The organism is Pseudoalteromonas sp. PPB1 (genome assembly GCF_015356275.1).
GTDB lineage: Bacteria > Pseudomonadota > Gammaproteobacteria > Enterobacterales > Alteromonadaceae > Pseudoalteromonas > Pseudoalteromonas rubra_D.
In genome coordinates this window covers 224572-242331 of the sequence record NZ_JACEQV010000001.1, presented here as the reverse complement: position 1 = coordinate 242331, position 17760 = coordinate 224572, and the positions used below count along the sequence as shown (strand labels likewise).

The following is a 17760-nucleotide window of genomic DNA, read 5'->3' as shown; positions in this document are numbered from 1 at the left end:
ATATGTTATACTGTATCTTTTGTTGTGAATGCCGCACAACTCGGTGCAGATGTAGGAGAAGACCATGACCCGTGCTTTAGCCACCAATGACAATTCAATGATCCCTGCCAATCGGTATGCTGCCATATCCCCTGAGCCGAACGTTCTGACGGATATCTATCGCGAAGATATTAACCTGAGTGTCTGGCAATGCACGCTGACTCAGGCGCTTAATTCAGAAGTGACGAATTTACTCAGCAATACCAGTGAGTTGCAGCTGTCGATTGCGGCGACTCCCGAGCAAACGATAGGTGAATTACACGCCGCCTCGGCGTTGCTTGTTGATAAGCCCGCGCTGACTGAGCACCTGGCGATGCTGGTGGATATGTTTTGTACTTTGTTTGAGCTAAAGCGCGCCGGACTCAGGCTCACGATACTCAATAAAGCCATGTGTCCTAAGTTCCATGTCGATCACATACCTTGTAGGTTGGTGAGTACGCTGGGTGGTGTGGCCTCTCAGTGGTTGCCTCACGACACAGTCGATCGCAGCAAGCTTGGTGCCGGTAGCAAAGGTAAAGAGGACCAGGAATCCGGAATCTACGCATCTGAATCCGACATTCAGCAACTTAATACAGGTGATGTTGCGCTATTGAAAGGATCAGGCTGGCTTGGCAATGAAGAGGGCGCCCTGGTGCACCGTTCACCTGCCCCCGCAGCGGGAGAAGCGCGCTTGTTGCTCACGCTGGATTTTATTGACTGAGTGGTAAAGTCACAGTGTGTTACTATTTGACTGCACTGGGTTATCGTCAGATGACTATCAGGTCATGAGTGTTTGTAAGTTGGCAGGAGAGCAATGTAAGTATGGAACCAATCCTTGTACTGGTTGGCTTTTTGGGTGCGGGTAAAACCACGCTGTTAAAACGTCTGCTGCTTGAGGCTCAGCAAGCCGACTGGGACCCCTATGTGATCCTGAATGATTATGAACATGCCGAGCTGGATGCCAGGCAACTGGCCGAACAGCTCAGCGAAGGGGCGTTAAAACCGCTCGATGGCAGCTGTATTTGTTGCAGCGGCATCACGGCGCTGCGCGACAGCATTAATCGTATTCCACAGCGCAAGCGAGGGATCACCTTGATTGAAGCGAATGGCACATCCGATGCCTGTCGTTTAATGGGGTTTCTTGGTGTGGGGCTGGACGAACGCTTCAAGCCCCCGGTACAGATCGCGGTGGTCGATGCCAAAAGCTGGCAGTGCCGAGGTGAGCACAATGCGCTGGAAGCCAATCAGGTGCAGGTCTCTTCGCTCATTGTGCTCACACATACCACCGGCTTATCCGACGCGCGCATACAGAGTGTTAAGGATGAACTTCACCAGGTGAACCCAAACGCGACAATTCAGGGGGTCAATGAGCTTGCGCTTTGGCAGCTGCCGGAGCTGTCACCTGTGTCGGGTAATGTCGATGCATTCGAGCATCAAAAATCACACTGGGCGTCCTGCTCTGTGGCGTTACCTGCTTTACCTGATGAAACCTGCATTGAGGCTTTGTGTGCGCGAATACCCGAGAGCATTTTGCGCGTGAAAGGCTGTACTCGTATTGGCACAAGTTCTGATTATACTTACTTTGAGCGATGTCCGGATAGGGCTGTGTCGATACGGCCGTTTAAGGGCGAGCCGGTTACGGGGAGTAAATTGCTGGTCGTCGGACCGGGGAGTGACCCAGGCAAACTGGATGAGCTTGTCACACAGGTTTTGGCCGCACATTGATTGTAAAGGCGGCCTTGCAGGGTGGAATTAGTGGCAACGCCCGGTCTGACACAGATTAAAGTTTTTATAATGGCTGATCACCAGCAACACGCTGCCCAAAATGGTCAACAGCTTTTCCCCTTCCTCTGCCATTAAGTCATGGGCAAAAAATGCGGCGAAGAATAACACGCCGATGCCTGCGGTGCCGTAGCCCAAAATACGCCACTGGTTGTGCTTTTTACACCCCAGAAATAATGCGCTGCTGCTGGTCACCAGCACACCAACAAGTAACCAGCGATGAAATGCCTCATCTGAAAAGAAGGTCGCACCGAACGCTGGCAGCAGGGCAACCAGCAGGGGCACAAACAAGCAATGAACGACGCACATCGCAGACAAGCCGATGGCGTATTTATCTAACCTTTCAGACAGGTTTCTCATGGTTTCCTCACCTTGATGATTAACGCAAGCGCTTGCGCAGGCTGATCATACGAGCCGCTGAGCGCCTTGAATAAACTGTTATATTATATCATTTGCGGGGTGTTGAATAGCTTGGCGGAGATGAAAGCACCACGGGAGTCGGGGCTGAGGCCAGCTACATCGCGGCCACAGCAAGCAACACACTCACCACAGCAAATAATATCCATGACCAGTGCCTTCCCTTTGATAGACCCAAAGCCAGTAAACTGTGTAGCGCAAATGTCAGTGCGGTGATGTGCAGCAGCGTAGCCGAGGTGGATCCAGGTGATGCCAGCGCAATCAAAAGTGCGGCAAACCCCAGCCAGGCAATGGAAGTCAGGTGCCAGGCAAATCGCAGCGTTCGGATGGTAAAATCGCTACTGCCAAATAGTTTGGGCAGGTTATCTCGCTTAAACAGCCGCATCAGAATAAAGCGCTCACCGAGGTAAGAATGCGCCAGCGAAACTAAAACGAGCAATGTGGCGGCGAGGTAAAGCAGTAAAGCCATAATAACATCCAGGTGTTGTCAGGTCGTGAAGTGGTTTTATTTGTACCTTAATTGTTCTACTGTGACCAGAGGAGTGTAACCAGAAAAGGCGTTTGATAGGCAGTATGCTCCCAACTTCCTTGTCAGGCTGTAATTCGAGTTAACTACAGCTAATGGAGTCACCACTGCTGTTATAACAGGTCTCAGTTTGCTGAATTATATGTCGGCACATATAGGCGACGTTGTTTTCCATGCAGTTAAAGTAAGTGCCGTAAATGCCAGAATTCCCGACATTATAATCAACCCGCCACTCATAGTAAGAATACGGCAGAGTCGATTGGTCGCTCAGCCAGCGCGCAAAGACGGCACCGGATACAATGTCGTATAACGGAGTCGGGCGGACACCCAGGCTACGCCAGCCATTGTTATAGCCAGAGTATTCACCAGACATTTCAACTACCGCGTTGGCCGCCTCGTAATACGGGTTATTGAAGTTACTTCTGTTATCCACCTTAGACAACAGACCCTGGTAGTCTTTGACCCAGGTGGTGCCTTCACAGCTGTTCAGAAATACCATGCCCTTGTCATCGCCTTTACCACAGGTGCCCTGAGGCGCAGCGTCGGCAGTCCAGATGAAGTCGGCACTTTTTCCGCCATGAATTTTTGCTTCATAGCCACTCGAAGAAGTGATGATCACATCATTGTCTTTACCGCCTTCCTGGTTGGAGTTTTCGCCATTGGTAAAGAGAATATCGTCACCATTGTTACCCCAGGCTTTGTGCCAGCGCAGGCTGTTTGGATTACCATCGCCATTTTCGAACAAGGCATCGTTACCATTGCCGCCATGTAAGCGATCTTCGCGGCCGCCATTGCCGGTCAGGTAGTCATTGCCATCTTCGCCATATAGGGTGTCATGACCGTTGTCGCCGCTGAGTACATCATGACCCGCGCCGCCGTAGAGTTTATCGTTGCCATCGCGATTGCTGTTACAGTTACTCTGCTCATAAATATAGCCATTGTTAGCATTGGCCAGTCGACAGCCACCGCCCAGATAGTCGTTGTCATTGCCTCCGTAAAGTACATCGGTCCCCTGACCACCCATCAGCAAGTCGCCGCCATCATCACCCCATAAGGTGTCGTCATTGTAGTCACCAAACAACTTGTCATGGTGGCTGCCGCCCTTGAGCTGATCATTTCCCCAGCCGCCGTGCAGTGTGTCGCTGCCATCTTCACCGAACAGCTGGTCATTACCACTGTTGCCCTTTAAGGTATCGTTGCCCCGGCCACCATAGAGCCGATCGTTCTGATTACCCGAGATCAGGGTGTCGTTACCATATTGCCCGTACAGGGTTTGTGATACCGCAATGCTGCTGGCATTGAACGAATCGGCCCCATTGCCCAGGCGCGCTTCAAGCGCACTGATCTGGCTCATAAAGAAGGTCTCACAGCTGCTACTGTTACCCACTTTACGGGTTACGGTCAGGGTATCGCCTGATTTACTGAGGGTGAACTGTTCGCTGTGGCGTGAGCCCTTAACTTTTAATGTTTCGCCGTCCAGGTAAGCAGAAGCGCCGCCCGCCAGCCCGCTACAGGCTGCCATTGCCTGCCCCGAGGCACCCAGCGCAACCGCCAGACAGAGCGCATTTAACTTGGTGTTCATTATGAAATCCTTAGATTTTTTGTTTTGAATAGTTCCGATGATAGGGTAGCTGAGAAGTTTGCAGGGATTATGGAGTGCCAATACTGCCCAGGGGATAACTGGTATGAAAAGTTATCTTTCCCACTGGCTGAACGTGTCTTAAACAGAAATTTAGACTATTGAAAAATAATCAAAAATCAGACAAGTTATACAAGATTAACTGGAAAGGAAGAGGAAGGAACGAGTGATATTACAATCAACCATGAAATATACCCTGTGTGCCATGCTAACAGCACTGGCTGGTCATAGCTTTGCGGCGCCAGACAGATTACTTGCCAATGATGGCAAGGCGGAAGACTATTTTGGCTATGGTGCAGCGATTGACGGCAACACGGTTGTGGTGGGCGCGCACAAAGCGGATATCAATGGGGTTGAAGATGGTGGCGTGGGCTATGTCTACGTATTAGGGGAGAAGGGCTGGCAGCAACAAGCTAAGCTGGTTGCAAAGCCTCTGTCTGCTGATGACACGCTGGGTGGTAAGGTGGTCTTAAAGAACGACATTGCCATGCTCGGCGGTATGAGACGAGATGACAAAGGCAAAGACGCCGGTGCGGTGGTGGCCTTTGCGCGAAAAGCAGACACATGGACACAAACTGAGATTTTTACCGCGCCAGATGCCAAACCGGGCGATGCTTTTGGTCAGAGTGTGGCATTTACCGATAAAGTGCTGGTGATCGGCGCCCCACGTAACGATGCAAAGGCGAACGATGCCGGTGCTGCGTATATTTATACCCGCTCTGGTGATACCTGGCGGTATCAGAGCAAAATCATGGCCAGTGATGGCGCGGCAGGCGATCTGTTTGGCATCGACGTCGCGGTTGATGGCAATACCATAGTCGTTGGCGCTGACTTGCATGACAAAACGGCAGAAAACGCCGGAGCTGTATACATTTACGTGCAAGACGGGGAGCAATGGCATCAGCAGGCCAAGTTGATGGCGTCTGATGGTGGTGACACAGATATCTTTGGCGTCAGGGTCGCAATTTCAGGAGATACGGCGCTGATTTCTGCGAGGCGGGATGACGTAGAGGGTCTGGGCGTGGATGCCGGCTCTGCCTATATTTTTGAGCGCAACGGCACACGCTGGACCGAGGCGCAAAAACTCACTTCTCCTGATGGCGCAGCCGATGATCGCTTTGGCCGCGGCGTGGCACTCAGTGGTGATACGGCGATTATCAGCGCGATGAACCATGACGCACAAGGCAAAGACACCGGCGCATTATATGTCTATAAAAAGCGCGCCGATGGCTGGCACTATTCATCCAAAGTGGTTGCTAACAATGCGCAGCCAGGCGATCAACTCGGCTGGAATGTCGGCCTCTCCGACGGTAAAGCTGTGATAGCCACTCCACATCATGACGCTAGCGGTAAAGAGTCCGGTGCGGTCTACGTTCAGGATCTGAATCAGTACAGCGCATTTCATATTGAAAACCGTATTTCTGTTGCGGAGAAAGGAAAAGTGAAGTCTTCGCAGTAATTAAACTCAATACAAACAGACGTTAGAGTGGGTTATGTTCTGAACAGAAGTCGTAATCTGACGTCTGGCCAATTGCGTCAGTCGTTACAGGTAAGATTCCTACGCCTTTACCATAACACCTCTCTATTTTGGATATGGCACTTCGCTCAATATAATACGGTCCTAACCCAAACTTTTTATTCAACGGCTCGAAAATCAAGACATCTTTTGTTGCTGAGAGTTTACCATCAGAGCGGGCGACGCCATTTTGTATTGTTGCAAGTGAAACGCTTGTTGGAGTTTTATTCATGACTTTCCTTTTAATGAATAAGTGTTTTTTATTACGAGTGGTTTTGATAACTCAGCTATTAAAAAGCTATGGGGGTTTTAACAAGCAGAGGTGAATATCCGCCTCTGCTTGTCTGTGCTTGCGTCCCTTCAGTGCTGGGTACTATATGCCTTTTGATTGGCAGCGTCTTTTTTCAACTGAATTGTGCCAGATAACGAAAACGCCAGTATTAACCCCATTAAAATAGTTGTGACGACTTTCGCTACCCATGGATCTTGCACCGCGAACGCTGCTGCGTAACTAAACGTGAGTATGTTCGCGAACAGAGCTGTAAGGTGAATTCTAAAGCTTGTTGTTTTTTCTTTTAATCTTGCAATGTTGAACGTGCAGGAGATTAAAAATGCGATAACCATTCCCGGGTTACTCATCTGCTCTGGAGTAAGTTTAAAATTAAGGCTTATAAATACCACAGCGCCATAAGCCACTGCGATTACGATAACAATGTAATTTAATAATAACTCTATCTTTGACTGCATACTTAACCTCTGATTTGTTGGTGTGGTTTTGTATGTTAAGCTCGTGCCAGGCGCTTTTCGGTGATACTGGCCAGTATGGACCGTTTATTTTTATCTTTTTGATTTATCTGTTTTTTATTTTTCTTTGCAAGGTGCAAAGAGGCCAGATTGGACGTGTTTTTGAATACAAGGGAGTCTTGATGTTCAGTTTTAGTAATATCGTTGCCTTGGGCTGTATTCAAGCCTGTATTCAATCCTTGTATCTCTTGAGGTTTTCTGGCCCGGGCAGAATGCTTGCTGCTTTTATACTGCTAATTTCAACCAACATGTGTGTTGGCTTCTATGTAGACAGTGGTCTTTTTGAACCTGATATGTTGCTCATAACGATGTGGGAGCGCTTAAACAGTTATTTGTTGTTGGGCCCCATTTTTATGGCGTTTGTTATGACAATGACAAATTCAGCGCATCGGTTTGATGAAAAAGATGTAATTCACTTATTACCTTTTCTTGTGTGGGTCGGGTATTTCGGTTCAATCTCATTGTATGAGCAAAGTGATTTTCTGGCTGAGCAAGCTTTTAACTTACAAACAGTATCAAGCAGATCCTTTTCTGAGCGGTTTTCCATGATATCTCTGTTAACCGCAGGGCACTTTTGTCTTTATCTGGCCTATGGTAGCTGGCAAATTTTTATGTTTTGGTGGCAACAACGCGGTAGCAGTATTTTTCGCCAGTTGTGTTGGTTGCTTACCGTTACTGTGATTTGTTACCTGATGATGGCGAGTGTTTTTATCGTCTCAGTGACAGCAGTCATTATGGAACTTGAAAAATCAGATAAGCTGATTGCGTTGAGTTATCTGTCTACTGTGGTGGGCATATTTTCTATCAGTTATTTGTTGATTTGCTATGGGAGGCCTGCTGGCTTTAATCGTGCACTCGTAAAGGAGGGCATAACTGATAAAGACTCTACAGAGCAAATCAAACCTGAAGTATCAACACAACAGAAAGGCCTTTTGATGTTGGTCGAGCAAGAACTCAGGACGAACAAACTTCATTTACACCCTGATTTCAGCCAAATTCAACTGGCAGAAAAACTGAATATAAGCAGGCACCAGCTTTCTGATGTGTTGGCTCTGCATACTTCAGGCGGGTTCTATGAGCTGGTAAACCAATTAAGGGTGGATGCGGTGATTGAGGAACTGGGAAAAAGACCTAAAAGTGACAGGTTAATTAATATTGCCTACGATTGCGGATTTAATTCAAAATCTAGTTTTAACCAGGTGTTTAAAAAGTATACCGGAAAAACGCCGAGTCAGTACCGTGATATGGTTAAAACCAGTAAGGCAGAATCTCGCTAAGAGGAAAATGTGCATAAAGCACCGTTGCGTTCCATTCATTCATTCATTCATGGCTGTCGTGTAGGGCTAATTTTTCTCCATCGTTTCACAGCCGTTAAAAAACGCGAGCTGATGTATCAGACTCGCGCTTTTACTTTACTGACTAACGCTGAGCATTATCTCATCGTCACAAACTCTTCAGATCCCGTCGGGTGGATAGCTACAACCGAATCAAAGTCGGCTTTGGTTGCGCCCATCTTCATGGCAACACCAAAGCCCTGGATCATTTCATCAACCGCGAAGCCGATGCCGTGCAGGCCAACGATTTTTTCGTCCTCACCAGCACACACCAGTTTCATTTTACAAGGCTGGCGGTGCTGGGTCACAGCTGTATACATGGCCGCAAAGGTTGAGGTGTAGACCTTGATGTTGTCTTCACCGTACTGCGCAACAGCTTCTGGTTCGGTCAGGCCGATAGTGCCGATGGGCGGGTGACTGAAGACCACAGTCGGGACCAGGTTATAGTCCATTTTAGCGTCAGGCATTTCCGGGTTAAACAGGCGCTCGGCCAGCATACGACCGGCTTTCACTGCCACCGGCGTCAGTTCAATGCCGCCTTCCATGATGTCACCCAGGGCATAAATGCCAGACACTGAGGTGTTCTGGTATTCGTCTACTTTTACGTAGCCGCCGTTTGTGATGGCCACATCGGTGGCAGCCAGGTTGATTTTATCAGTCACTGGTTCACGACCAATGGCCCAGATCACTTGCTCAACTGTATGTGACTCGCCGTTTTCCAGGTGTAAAGTGACGCTGCCGTCGTCGTTCTTGCTCAGCGACTTAGGGGTGCTGTGGGTGTGCAGGGTTGGCCCTTCTTTGTCCATTACCTCGGTGAGGGTGTCAATCAGGATAGGGTCAAAGTTGCGCAGCGGGGCATGTTTACGTACGAACAGGTGTGTGTCTGTACCCAGGCTGTGTAATACGCCCGCCAGCTCAACGGCAATATAGCCTGCGCCAATCACGGCCACGCTCTTAGGCTGTGCCTTAAGCTCAAAGAAGTCATTAGAATCAATGCCCAGCTCTGCGCCCGGAATATTCGGAATAGACGGGCGACCGCCTACGGCGATACAGATGTGGTCGGCGGTGTAGTGTTCGCCATTGACTTCAACCGTATTGTTATCAACGAATTTGGCAAAGCCATTGATCACAGTGACACCATTGCTGGCCAGGTATTTGTTATAACCCTGGTGGATGCGGCCAATGTAGGCTTCGCGGCTTTCAACCAGTTTGCCCCAGTCAAAGTCTTTCACCTCTACATCAAAGCCATAATCCGGTGCATATAGTTTAATGGCTTCGGCCACTTGTGCGCCATGCCACATGACTTTTTTGGGCACGCAGCCCACGTTTACACAGGTGCCACCCATGTGCTTAGCTTCGATAAGGGCGACTTTTGCGCCACGCATTGCTGCTCGGTTGGCCGAGGCAATACCACCACTTCCGCCACCAATGGCGATATAATCAAAATGTTGTGCCATGCTTTAATCTCTATAAATGCTGATAAATGGCCCTAGCTTAACACTATATCTGCCGGGGCAAAGTCTGGTGGGATGAATTTTTCCGATGATAGCCATCGCTTTTTCCGATGGCATGGTGATGTTGCACGTGAACAGAGAGTGTGACGCCTTAGGATGGCCCTGATTAATTTTTCTGGATTGACCGGGGAGCCTTGTTTTTTGTCAGGAAACACCCCAAATACATGAGATAAGCAAAGATCTACTGAGAGGCGTTATGACTAACCCGTTAATTGGCATGGAAGGCTTGCCACCGTTTTCACAAATTAAACCAGAACATGTTGTAGAGGCACTTAAGCAGGCAATCGTGCACTGTCGTGACACCATAGAGGGGGTGCTCAAAAACGATTCATATAGCTGGGAAAACCTGGTCTTGCCGCTCGAAGAGGCCGATGACAAACTATCTCGTATGTGGTCGCCGGTGTCGCACATGCACTCGGTTGTCAACAACGATGCTTTGCGTCAGGCCTATGATGCCTGTCTGCCGTTGATCTCAGATTACAGCACCTATGCCGGACAGCATCAGGGACTCTACGAAGCCTATAAATCTCTGAAAGAGTCCGACAGCTTTGCAGCGCTGAGCACGGCACAGCAAAAAACCATCAACAATGCACTGCGCGACTTTCAGTTGTCGGGCATTGCCCTGGCCCCTGAGCAGCAAAAGCGTTACGGCGAGATCAGTGCTCGATTATCTGAGCTGGCAGCCAAGTTTGGTAACAATGTGATGGACGCCACTCAAGCCTGGACCAAGCATGTGACTGATAAAGCCGAATTGTCTGGCTTACCTGAATCAGCATTGGCACTGGCGGCACACACGGCGCAAAGTAAAGAACTGGAAGGTTGGGTATTTACCTTGGATATTCCGTCATACCTGCCAGTAATGACCTATGCGGACAACCGATCGCTGCGAGAAGACATGTACCGTGCTTTTGTGACGCGTGCGTCAGATCAGGGCCCGAATGCCGGAGAGTTCGATAACTCAGAGATCATGCGTGAAGAGCTGGCTTTGCGTTATGAACTGGCGCAGTTGCTGGGCTTTGACAGTTATGCAGATAAATCACTGGCCACTAAAATGGCGCAGTCACCTGAGCAAGTATTTGCCTTTTTAAATGACCTGGCGGTGCATGCCAAGCCACAGGCAGAGAAAGAGCTGGCCGAGCTTAAAGCATTTGCAGAAAAAGAGCATGGTGCCAATGAGTTGGCGGCGTGGGACTACGGTTATTATGGCGAAAAGCTAAAACAGGCCAAATATGCCATCTCTGATGAGCTATTACGTCCTTACTTCCCGGCAGATACCGTACTCAAAGGCTTGTTTGAAACCGTTAACCGTCTGTTCGGTATTAAAGTCACAGAGGTTCAGGATTTCGATACTTATCATCCGGATGTGCGTTTTTTCGCTATTCATGATGCACAAGATACTTTGCGCGGCCATTTCTATCTGGACCTGTATGCCCGCGAACATAAGCGCGGCGGCGCCTGGATGGACGACTGCATGGGCCGTAAGGTACGTGCCAGCGGTGAGTTGCAAACACCGGTTGCTTATCTGGTGTGTAACTTCAACAAAGCGGTAGGCGATAAACCAGCGTTGTTCACGCACTACGAAGTCACGACGTTATTCCATGAGTTTGGTCATGGTATTCACCATATGCTGACTCAGGTCGATGCTGCACCGGTTGCAGGTATCAACGGGGTTGCCTGGGACGCGGTAGAATTGCCAAGCCAGTTCCTGGAAAACTGGTGCTATGAGGAAGAGGCGCTGGCCTTTATTTCTGGCCACCATGAGACTGGCGAGCCGTTACCTAAAGCATTGCTCGACAAACTGCTGGCAGCGAAAAACTTCCAGTCCGCGATGCAGATGCTGCGTCAGCTGGAGTTCTCTTTGTTTGATTTCCATATTCACAGCGATTTTGATGCAGATAAACCGTGTCAGATCCAGCAAACACTGAACGCCGTTCGCGAAAAAACAGCGGTTGTAAAAGCGCCGGAGTTTAATCGCTTCCAGCACAGCTTTAGCCATATTTTTGCTGGTGGTTACAGCGCAGGTTACTACTCCTATAAGTGGGCAGAAGTACTCTCAGCGGATGCATTCTCCCGGTTTGAAGAAGAGGGGATTTTCAATCGCCAGACTGGTGCGGACTTTATGCAGCATATTCTGGAGAAGGGCGGCTCAGAGGAGCCAATGGCTTTGTTTACCCGTTTCCGTGGTCGTGAGCCAAGTGTAGACGCACTGCTGCGTCACAGTGGTATCGAAAAAGCGGCATAATCGCCCTTATGCTGGTGGCGTTTTGAACATCTGTTCCCCGCGTGCCACCAGCGCCGACTCAAAAACACCACATAAGTACTTTGTGTGGTGTTTTCCATTCGCAAATTAGACAGTTCACGCTATGCTGTTCTAAAGAACAAACCTTGTAGGGAATGCTGCATGAGCAATCTAGTACTGGCCATTGACGACGATAAACTGGTACATCACATTGTTGAACAATCTTTACTGCACAGCTGCAAAGTCATCCATGCCTACAGTGGCGAAGAAGGGCTGGAAATGGCAGCACAGCAGCGCCCGGATATTATTTTACTCGATATTGAAATGCCTGGTCCTTCGGGGTTTGAGGTGTGTGAGCGACTCAAAGCCAACCCTCAGTTGTGTGATATCCCGGTGATGTTCTTATCTTCCAAAAGTGCTACCTCTGAGCGCATGCGAGGCTATAACGCCGGTGGTGCCGACTACATTGTCAAACCTTTCGACAGCGATGAAATGCTGGCCCGTATTAAAGTACTCGATGAGTATCGCCGCCAGTCACTTAAGCTGAAGCAGGATGTTCAGAAAGCGCAAATCACGGCCGAAATTGCTATGTCGGATTCGGGTGATATGGGCCGCATTATGCGGTATGTTGGCCAGTCTTATCATGCCCATGACCTGAATACGCTGTCGGAGTATTTCTTTGAGTTTTTTGTGCCTTTGCAGCTGCAAGTTGCCGTCGCATTTTGGTACCACGACAGTGAAGTGTTTTATTCTCAGGAAGGTGCTATTCAGCCTTTGGAGCAGGAGCTGCTCGAAAAACACCGTGATGGCGACCGGTTTGTCGATTTTGGCCGTCGTACCATTATTAACTATCCCAAAGTCTCACTGCTGATCAAAAACATGCCAACCGATGATGTGGGCTTGTACGGACGTTACAAAGATCTGCTGCCGCATATACTGGAAGCCACCAATGCCAAAATCAAAGATATGGAGGTCAGCGAAGTCGCCCTCACTAAAGTGGAGCAAATTGGTCTGGCATTTGAAGAGCTGAGCGATCAGCTGGGTGAGGTGGCCACGGCGTATAATGACAAACTAAGCCAGTTTTCTGACTATGTGAGTGACGGACAGGGCAATGGCAAACAAGCCGAAGTAAAGCAGTTGTATGAGCACTTTTCACTGATCAATGACGACTTTTCGATTATCCGCTACAAGCTGGGAGAAATCACAGAAGTACGCCATGAACTGATCCAGAGCCTTAACCAGATGGCCAAACCCTGGAGCGAGGAAGATGTGCCCGCCCAGACCGACATTGAACTGTTCTAATCAGTTCAGGCACAGACACAAAGATTTCATAACCGGGATGATCCAGATATAATCTCTGCGTTACTATTTGCGGAGCCTGCTGTTGATCATCCACACCCCTTTTGCCGAAAACCGACCTTATCTTGAGCGTATAGAGCAGCAGTTTGCGCTGCACGACTGGCAGCAGGCCAATCCCAATTTTCGTCTGACTTATGATGAAGCGGGTTTGCAGTTGCTAAAATTGGATGAGCCAAAGCTCGGTGGTATAAAGGTAGACTTTGTCACCGGCGCCAGTGCACATCGTCGTAAGTTTGGCGGTGGTAAAGGGCAGGCCATTGCTAAGGCGGTGGGGCTGAATAAAGGTGCAACCCCAGTGGTACTTGATGCAACCGCTGGGCTGGGACGCGATGCGTTTGTGCTGGCTGCGTTGGGGTGTGAAGTGATATTGCACGAACGCCATCCGGTGGTGGCTGCCTTGCTGTTTGACGGTCTGGAGCGCGCCTATCAGGATAGTGAAATCGGCAGCTGGATGCAGCAAAATATGCGGATGATCTTTGGCTCCAGCCATGACTTGTTAGCGCAAAGTGCGTTAAACCCGGACGTTGTTTATCTGGACCCCATGTTTCCGCATCGTGAGAAATCAGCTCAGGTTAAAAAAGAAATGCGGGTGTTCCAGTCCCTGGTAGGGGGAGATGATGACGCCGATGCTTTATTGCCATTCGCTTATGCACTGACCACCAAGCGGGTTGTGGTTAAACGCCCGGATTATGCGCCTTTCCTAAACGAGCAAAAACCCAGTATGCAGATAGAGACCAAAAAGAATCGTTTTGATGTCTATGTCAAAGCCGCGATGAAGTAGCGCTATTTACGCGCCACTTTCGTGTCTTTCAGTTGCCCCGCATTGGATGCGGGCACTGCTTAACGGCCACACGGAGAGTCAGTCTTTTACTCATTGATTGCACTTTCCTTCAGTTGTTTATTGCAATGAGTGCAGCCACCAACATATGAATATGTAAACTACTCAATGGCCGCACGGTAAGTGCTTTTTGCTCACTTCCTGCAACCCTCTCAGTCATCCCGCACTTGATGCGGGAACTATTTAACGGCAACACGGCAAGTGTGTTGTAGCTCTTCAACAGCAATCTCCCTCAGTCATTATGCATTGAATGCGGGAACTATTTAACGTTAACACGGGGAGTCGGCCTTTCGCTCATTGATTGCAATCAGCCCGGTCACCCGGGTGTTAGCCGGACAACCTTTTGCTTATGTGTGGCTAAAAAAACGAGCTGAAAATAGAAGAAGCTACCCCCCGTTTTGTGCTAAAAATGGACTTTTAAAGCAAAAGTAGAGTTTGAAATTGACCATTCTGAGCAGGCTGTCATCTGTATGAAGTAAAGTTCCTGTAAAAGGTAGAGAGTTCTCCTACGCCAAAAGTATGTTTTTAAAATCGCCTGGCTACTTTCTGAGCAATCTACATCAAATTGTCATAAAACATTAATAGTCTACGCCCGAATTTGAATCAATATGGCTGTAGTATCTATGCGTGTTTCTACCTTTACCCGGCTGCTTGCCGTGTTACTGGCCCTGGCCAGTATCGTGCTTGCTGCCACTTTGTTTTGGGCCAGTCAGGTCTTTAGTGAATTAGACAAACAAAACAACGCCTATGTTACGCTGAAAAACACCATACTGATCGATTTAGCCGGTACAATCGAAGACTATCTGAGCAGTGGCGACAGCCAGGAGCTCAGTAAAGCCAGCGGACAAATAGCGCAACTTAAACAACAGCAATTGACAGCGTTGCCTTCAACCCTCGCCAGCGATATGACCAGTCAGCTTGATGCACTCGATGCGGACATCAATGGCAAGTATCGCGCGTTGGGCAAGCTGTCGGGCAATGAAATGGCATTACTGGACAATGCCATCAGGCAGATGTCAGGCTCGGCGTCATCATTAATGAGTTATACCGCCAAAGCCCCTGAACATCCGCTTGCACCGCGTTACTATGCACTGGCTTCAGACTATTATGGTGAAGTGACCAACCTGAGCATTTACACCTACCAGCTCGTGATCCATTTTGAACAGCAAACACGTCAGAACCTGATGAACAGTGTGCGTCGTCTTCAGGAGCTGGCGCAACAAATCGATCGCCTTGGCAATCTGGGCGTAATGAGTGAAATTGATGAAGATGAGCTGTTTTTGGGCGCGGAAGCTGAAGATTTGGCTTTAGAGATTAAGGCCGAGCTGATCAGCTGGCCTAAGCGGTTTAGTCGCGATCTGGAAAATACCCTGGCCCAGGCCGAGCAGCGTCAGCAGGGTATGGCGCAGTTAAGAGGTGATATTAAGGATATTTCGGCACTGGTGCTGAGTGCTGAAGTGGCACTACAAGCCGAGCAGAATTCACTGAAGAAAAACGTGTTTACTATCTTTGGCGTGGCGATCGGCTTGCTGGTACTGTTGGCCATTGCTGTTTACATCGTCCAGTTTAGCCAGGTATTGACGCCACTGCGTCAGTTACGTAATGGCTTTGCGTTCCTGATAGAGAGCAATGAGTTGAAAAACATCGACAGTCAGAATGCCAATACCGAAATCGGTGAAATCGCCAGTTACTTTAACCAACTGATTGAACGTCAGCGCGGTGAAGCTGAGGAGCGCGAACAAATGCTGGCGGTGATCAATGACTTTATGCAGGATATGAACACCAACCTGGCCAGTATCAGCGAACTGGCTGAGACCACCTCAACACAAGTAGAGCAGAACCAGGACCAGCTGGATGAGATTAAAGCGCTGGGTCTGGAAGCCAGCGAAATCAACCAACAGGTATCAGATAATGCGGGTGAAACCTTCTCTGCGATGAAACAAAGTGTCGGTTACGCTGAATCGATGCTAAGCGCAAGTTCCAGCACACAACAACGGGTAGAGCAAGGCTTGTCCAGCCTTAATGAGCTACTCAATGGCGTTGCCGATGTGGGCAAAGTGATCGAAATGATCCGCACCATTGCAGAACAAACCAATTTGCTGGCACTGAACGCCGCCATTGAATCAGCGCGTGCGGGTGAGCATGGGCGCGGGTTTGCTGTGGTGGCCGATGAGGTGCGTAAGCTGGCGCAACAAACGCAGGATTCACTCTCTGACATCAATGAACAACTGAATATTCTCAGTGATAACTCAAGCAAAGTGTCTTCACAGATCAGCGCACTGGCTGATGAAGCACAGCAACAGACAGAGCATGCTCAGGAGTTAAAGGGCAACTCTGAAGGCGTCGCAGAGCGCGCGCAAAGTGCCAGTCAGGTCGCTGAACATGCCATGGAACTGGCGCAGCAGCAAAGTACATTGGTTGATAACTTCAGTAGCGCAATGGCCACGATGAAGCAGCAGGTGAATGGCTCTAACCAGCAGGTACGTGACATTCAGCACAGCCTGCAAGAGCAAATGGCCAAGATCCGTGAGAGTATCGGGATTCGATAACCGTTGCGGTCATTGAGTTAACTTATCTGCTCGCCTGACGTGTTAAGCGAGCAGAGGCTCTGGCTGTTCTTTTCTGGTAAGTCGTCGGATCTTTGCTAATACTTGCCAATGCATGATGGAAAAGTAAGGACAGCACACAATGAATTGGCTAGCCAAAGCGCTGACTGCGGGCATGCTCTCCGTGAGCGTCGGGTCAGGCTTGATTGCCTGTACTGACAGCACCCAGCAGGGCGATCCGGACTTCACACCCCAAAATACTGAACGGCGTTTCTCAGCAGATAACAGCCCATTGGTGTTGTTTGATGAGGCACACCATAACTTTCTGACTATGCATGGCCGCTATCGTGCCTTCACTCAGGTATTGCAAAGTGATGGCTATACTGTGAAAGCCAGCAGTCAGCCATTCAGCACAGCACACTTAAACCAGGCCGATATTCTTGTGATAGCCAATGCGCTGGACCGTCACCGCACAGACTGGAGCCCCCCCTTTGGTAAGGCGTTTACAGCGCAAGAGGTGAGCGCCGTTATCGGCTGGATAGAGCAGGGCGGATCGCTGTTTTTAGTGGCGGATCATACGCCGTTTCCCCGCGTGATCGATAACCTGACAACAGCACTGGGCGTTGAATTCAGTCATGGTCATGTGGGTGAAGCGCAGTTTAGTACCGCTGATAATACCCTCGCACAACACGTCATCACACTAGCCGTGGTGCCCGCACTGAGAACTTTGCCCGGCGCGGTGTCTATGACCGGGTTTGGCGTTACCAGTGCGGTTGGCGGGGCTGCATCAGCCGCGGTAGAGCAATCAACAGGTCAAATCGAGCGGGTGCGTTCTTTTGGCGGGTCGGCATTCAAAGTACCACTAGGTGCTGTTTCGTTACTGACGCTTGGCTCAGGGAAGATAGCGGTGACACCAGAGATCCCCTTTCAGATCACAGCCGACAGTCCTCGTGTGGATGTCGCTGGCTGGAGCCAGGGCGCCGTATTCGAGCTTGGGAAAGGCCGCGTTGCGGTATTTGCAGAAGGCATGATGTTCTCATCTCAGGTTGATAGCAAAACTGGTAAAAAATATGGTCTGACTTCTGCCGGTGCTGAGTACAATGAGGGGTTTTTGCTGAATGTCATGAGCTGGCTGGCCCGCGCTGAGTAAACCAGAACACCCTCATGCCTAACTTTGCTACGCTAATTTGTGCGCTTATTTTGCAGCGACTATCTTTAACTAAGGTGG

15 protein-coding genes are annotated in these 17760 nt (G+C 49.4%); 9 read left to right on the top strand and 6 right to left on the bottom strand.

Going from position 1 to position 17760, the window contains the following annotated elements; all coding sequences use genetic code 11:
• Positions 1-64 precede the first annotated feature (64 nt).
• Positions 65-739: a DUF1826 domain-containing protein gene (locus IY568_RS01090; protein WP_194866571.1), complete on the top strand. Its 675-nt coding sequence runs from the start codon at positions 65-67 to the stop codon at positions 737-739.
• Between the two features lie 101 nt (positions 740-840).
• The gene (locus IY568_RS01085; RefSeq protein ID WP_194866570.1) at positions 841-1743 is read left to right on the top strand and encodes a GTP-binding protein; all 903 of its coding nucleotides are present in this window, start codon (positions 841-843) and stop codon (positions 1741-1743) included.
• A 27-nt stretch (positions 1744-1770) separates the two neighbouring features.
• Here the strand turns inward: IY568_RS01085 and IY568_RS01080 are convergent, their stop codons facing one another.
• The 3 genes from IY568_RS01080 to IY568_RS01070 form a co-directional block, all read right to left on the bottom strand.
• Positions 1771-2160 carry a MerC domain-containing protein gene (locus IY568_RS01080; protein ID WP_058797198.1) on the bottom strand — a complete coding sequence of 130 codons (390 nt, stop codon included), beginning with the start codon at positions 2158-2160 and terminating at the stop codon, positions 1771-1773.
• 154 nt (positions 2161-2314) lie between these two features.
• Positions 2315-2686, bottom strand: coding sequence for a hypothetical protein (locus IY568_RS01075; RefSeq protein ID WP_194866569.1), 372 nt, complete (start codon positions 2684-2686; stop codon positions 2315-2317).
• 139 nt (positions 2687-2825) lie between these two features.
• Entirely contained in the window at positions 2826-4325 is a 1500-nt protein-coding gene (locus IY568_RS01070; protein ID WP_194866568.1) for a calcium-binding protein, read from the bottom strand.
• Positions 4326-4548: 223 nt separating this feature from the next.
• On the opposite strand from IY568_RS01070, the gene IY568_RS01065 reads away from it, so the two are divergent.
• Entirely contained in the window at positions 4549-5841 is a 1293-nt protein-coding gene (locus tag IY568_RS01065) for an FG-GAP repeat protein (protein ID WP_194866567.1), read from the top strand.
• 22 nt (positions 5842-5863) lie between these two features.
• Here the strand turns inward: IY568_RS01065 and IY568_RS01060 are convergent, their stop codons facing one another.
• Together IY568_RS01060 and IY568_RS01055 are read right to left on the bottom strand one after the other, a co-directional pair.
• On the bottom strand, positions 5864-6130 hold the full coding sequence (locus IY568_RS01060) for a hypothetical protein (protein ID WP_194866566.1): 267 nt from the start codon (positions 6128-6130) through the stop codon (positions 5864-5866).
• A 128-nt stretch (positions 6131-6258) separates the two neighbouring features.
• Positions 6259-6645 (bottom strand): hypothetical protein, encoded by a 387-nt coding sequence (locus tag IY568_RS01055; protein ID WP_194866565.1) that lies wholly within the window; start codon positions 6643-6645, stop codon positions 6259-6261.
• Between the two features lie 422 nt (positions 6646-7067).
• Between IY568_RS01055 and IY568_RS01050 the strand changes: the two genes are divergently transcribed.
• Positions 7068-7979: a helix-turn-helix domain-containing protein gene (locus tag IY568_RS01050; RefSeq protein WP_194866564.1), complete on the top strand. Its 912-nt coding sequence runs from the start codon at positions 7068-7070 to the stop codon at positions 7977-7979.
• Between the two features lie 155 nt (positions 7980-8134).
• Here IY568_RS01050 and gorA read toward each other — a convergent pair whose 3' ends face one another.
• Entirely contained in the window at positions 8135-9493 is a 1359-nt protein-coding gene (gorA, locus tag IY568_RS01045; protein WP_194866563.1) for a glutathione-disulfide reductase, read from the bottom strand.
• A gap of 253 nt (positions 9494-9746) precedes the next feature.
• Here gorA and prlC point away from each other — a divergent pair, with 253 nt between their 5' ends.
• The 5 genes from prlC (at position 9747) to IY568_RS01020 (ending at position 17682) form a co-directional block, all read left to right on the top strand.
• Positions 9747-11792 carry an oligopeptidase A gene (prlC, locus tag IY568_RS01040; RefSeq protein ID WP_125558199.1) on the top strand — a complete coding sequence of 682 codons (2046 nt, stop codon included), beginning with the start codon at positions 9747-9749 and terminating at the stop codon, positions 11790-11792.
• Between the two features lie 159 nt (positions 11793-11951).
• A complete protein-coding gene (locus tag IY568_RS01035) occupies positions 11952-13091 on the top strand; it encodes a response regulator (RefSeq protein WP_194866562.1) in 1140 nt (379 codons plus the stop codon).
• A gap of 82 nt (positions 13092-13173) precedes the next feature.
• Complete coding sequence (locus tag IY568_RS01030; protein ID WP_125558195.1) at positions 13174-13929, top strand: class I SAM-dependent methyltransferase; 756 nt, start codon at positions 13174-13176, stop codon at positions 13927-13929.
• Positions 13930-14609: 680 nt separating this feature from the next.
• Positions 14610-16535, top strand: coding sequence for a methyl-accepting chemotaxis protein (locus IY568_RS01025; protein WP_049863609.1), 1926 nt, complete (start codon positions 14610-14612; stop codon positions 16533-16535).
• A gap of 139 nt (positions 16536-16674) precedes the next feature.
• On the top strand, positions 16675-17682 hold the full coding sequence (locus IY568_RS01020; RefSeq protein ID WP_194866561.1) for a DUF4350 domain-containing protein: 1008 nt from the start codon (positions 16675-16677) through the stop codon (positions 17680-17682).
• Positions 17683-17760: the final 78 nt, after the last annotated feature.

Coding starts and splice junctions, on each gene's coding strand:
- IY568_RS01090 (WP_194866571.1), top strand. CDS start 65: ATGACCCGTGCTTTAGCCACCAATGACAATTCAATGATCCCTGCCAAT.
- IY568_RS01085 (WP_194866570.1), top strand. CDS start 841: ATGGAACCAATCCTTGTACTGGTTGGCTTTTTGGGTGCGGGTAAAACC.
- IY568_RS01080 (WP_058797198.1), bottom strand. CDS start 2,160: ATGAGAAACCTGTCTGAAAGGTTAGATAAATACGCCATCGGCTTGTCT.
- IY568_RS01075 (WP_194866569.1), bottom strand. CDS start 2,686: ATGGCTTTACTGCTTTACCTCGCCGCCACATTGCTCGTTTTAGTTTCG.
- IY568_RS01070 (WP_194866568.1), bottom strand. CDS start 4,325: ATGAACACCAAGTTAAATGCGCTCTGTCTGGCGGTTGCGCTGGGTGCC.
- IY568_RS01060 (WP_194866566.1), bottom strand. CDS start 6,130: ATGAATAAAACTCCAACAAGCGTTTCACTTGCAACAATACAAAATGGC.
- IY568_RS01055 (WP_194866565.1), bottom strand. CDS start 6,645: ATGCAGTCAAAGATAGAGTTATTATTAAATTACATTGTTATCGTAATC.
- IY568_RS01050 (WP_194866564.1), top strand. CDS start 7,068: ATGACAATGACAAATTCAGCGCATCGGTTTGATGAAAAAGATGTAATT.
- gorA (WP_194866563.1), bottom strand. CDS start 9,493: ATGGCACAACATTTTGATTATATCGCCATTGGTGGCGGAAGTGGTGGT.
- prlC (WP_125558199.1), top strand. CDS start 9,747: ATGACTAACCCGTTAATTGGCATGGAAGGCTTGCCACCGTTTTCACAA.
- IY568_RS01035 (WP_194866562.1), top strand. CDS start 11,952: ATGAGCAATCTAGTACTGGCCATTGACGACGATAAACTGGTACATCAC.
- IY568_RS01025 (WP_049863609.1), top strand. CDS start 14,610: ATGCGTGTTTCTACCTTTACCCGGCTGCTTGCCGTGTTACTGGCCCTG.
- IY568_RS01020 (WP_194866561.1), top strand. CDS start 16,675: ATGAATTGGCTAGCCAAAGCGCTGACTGCGGGCATGCTCTCCGTGAGC.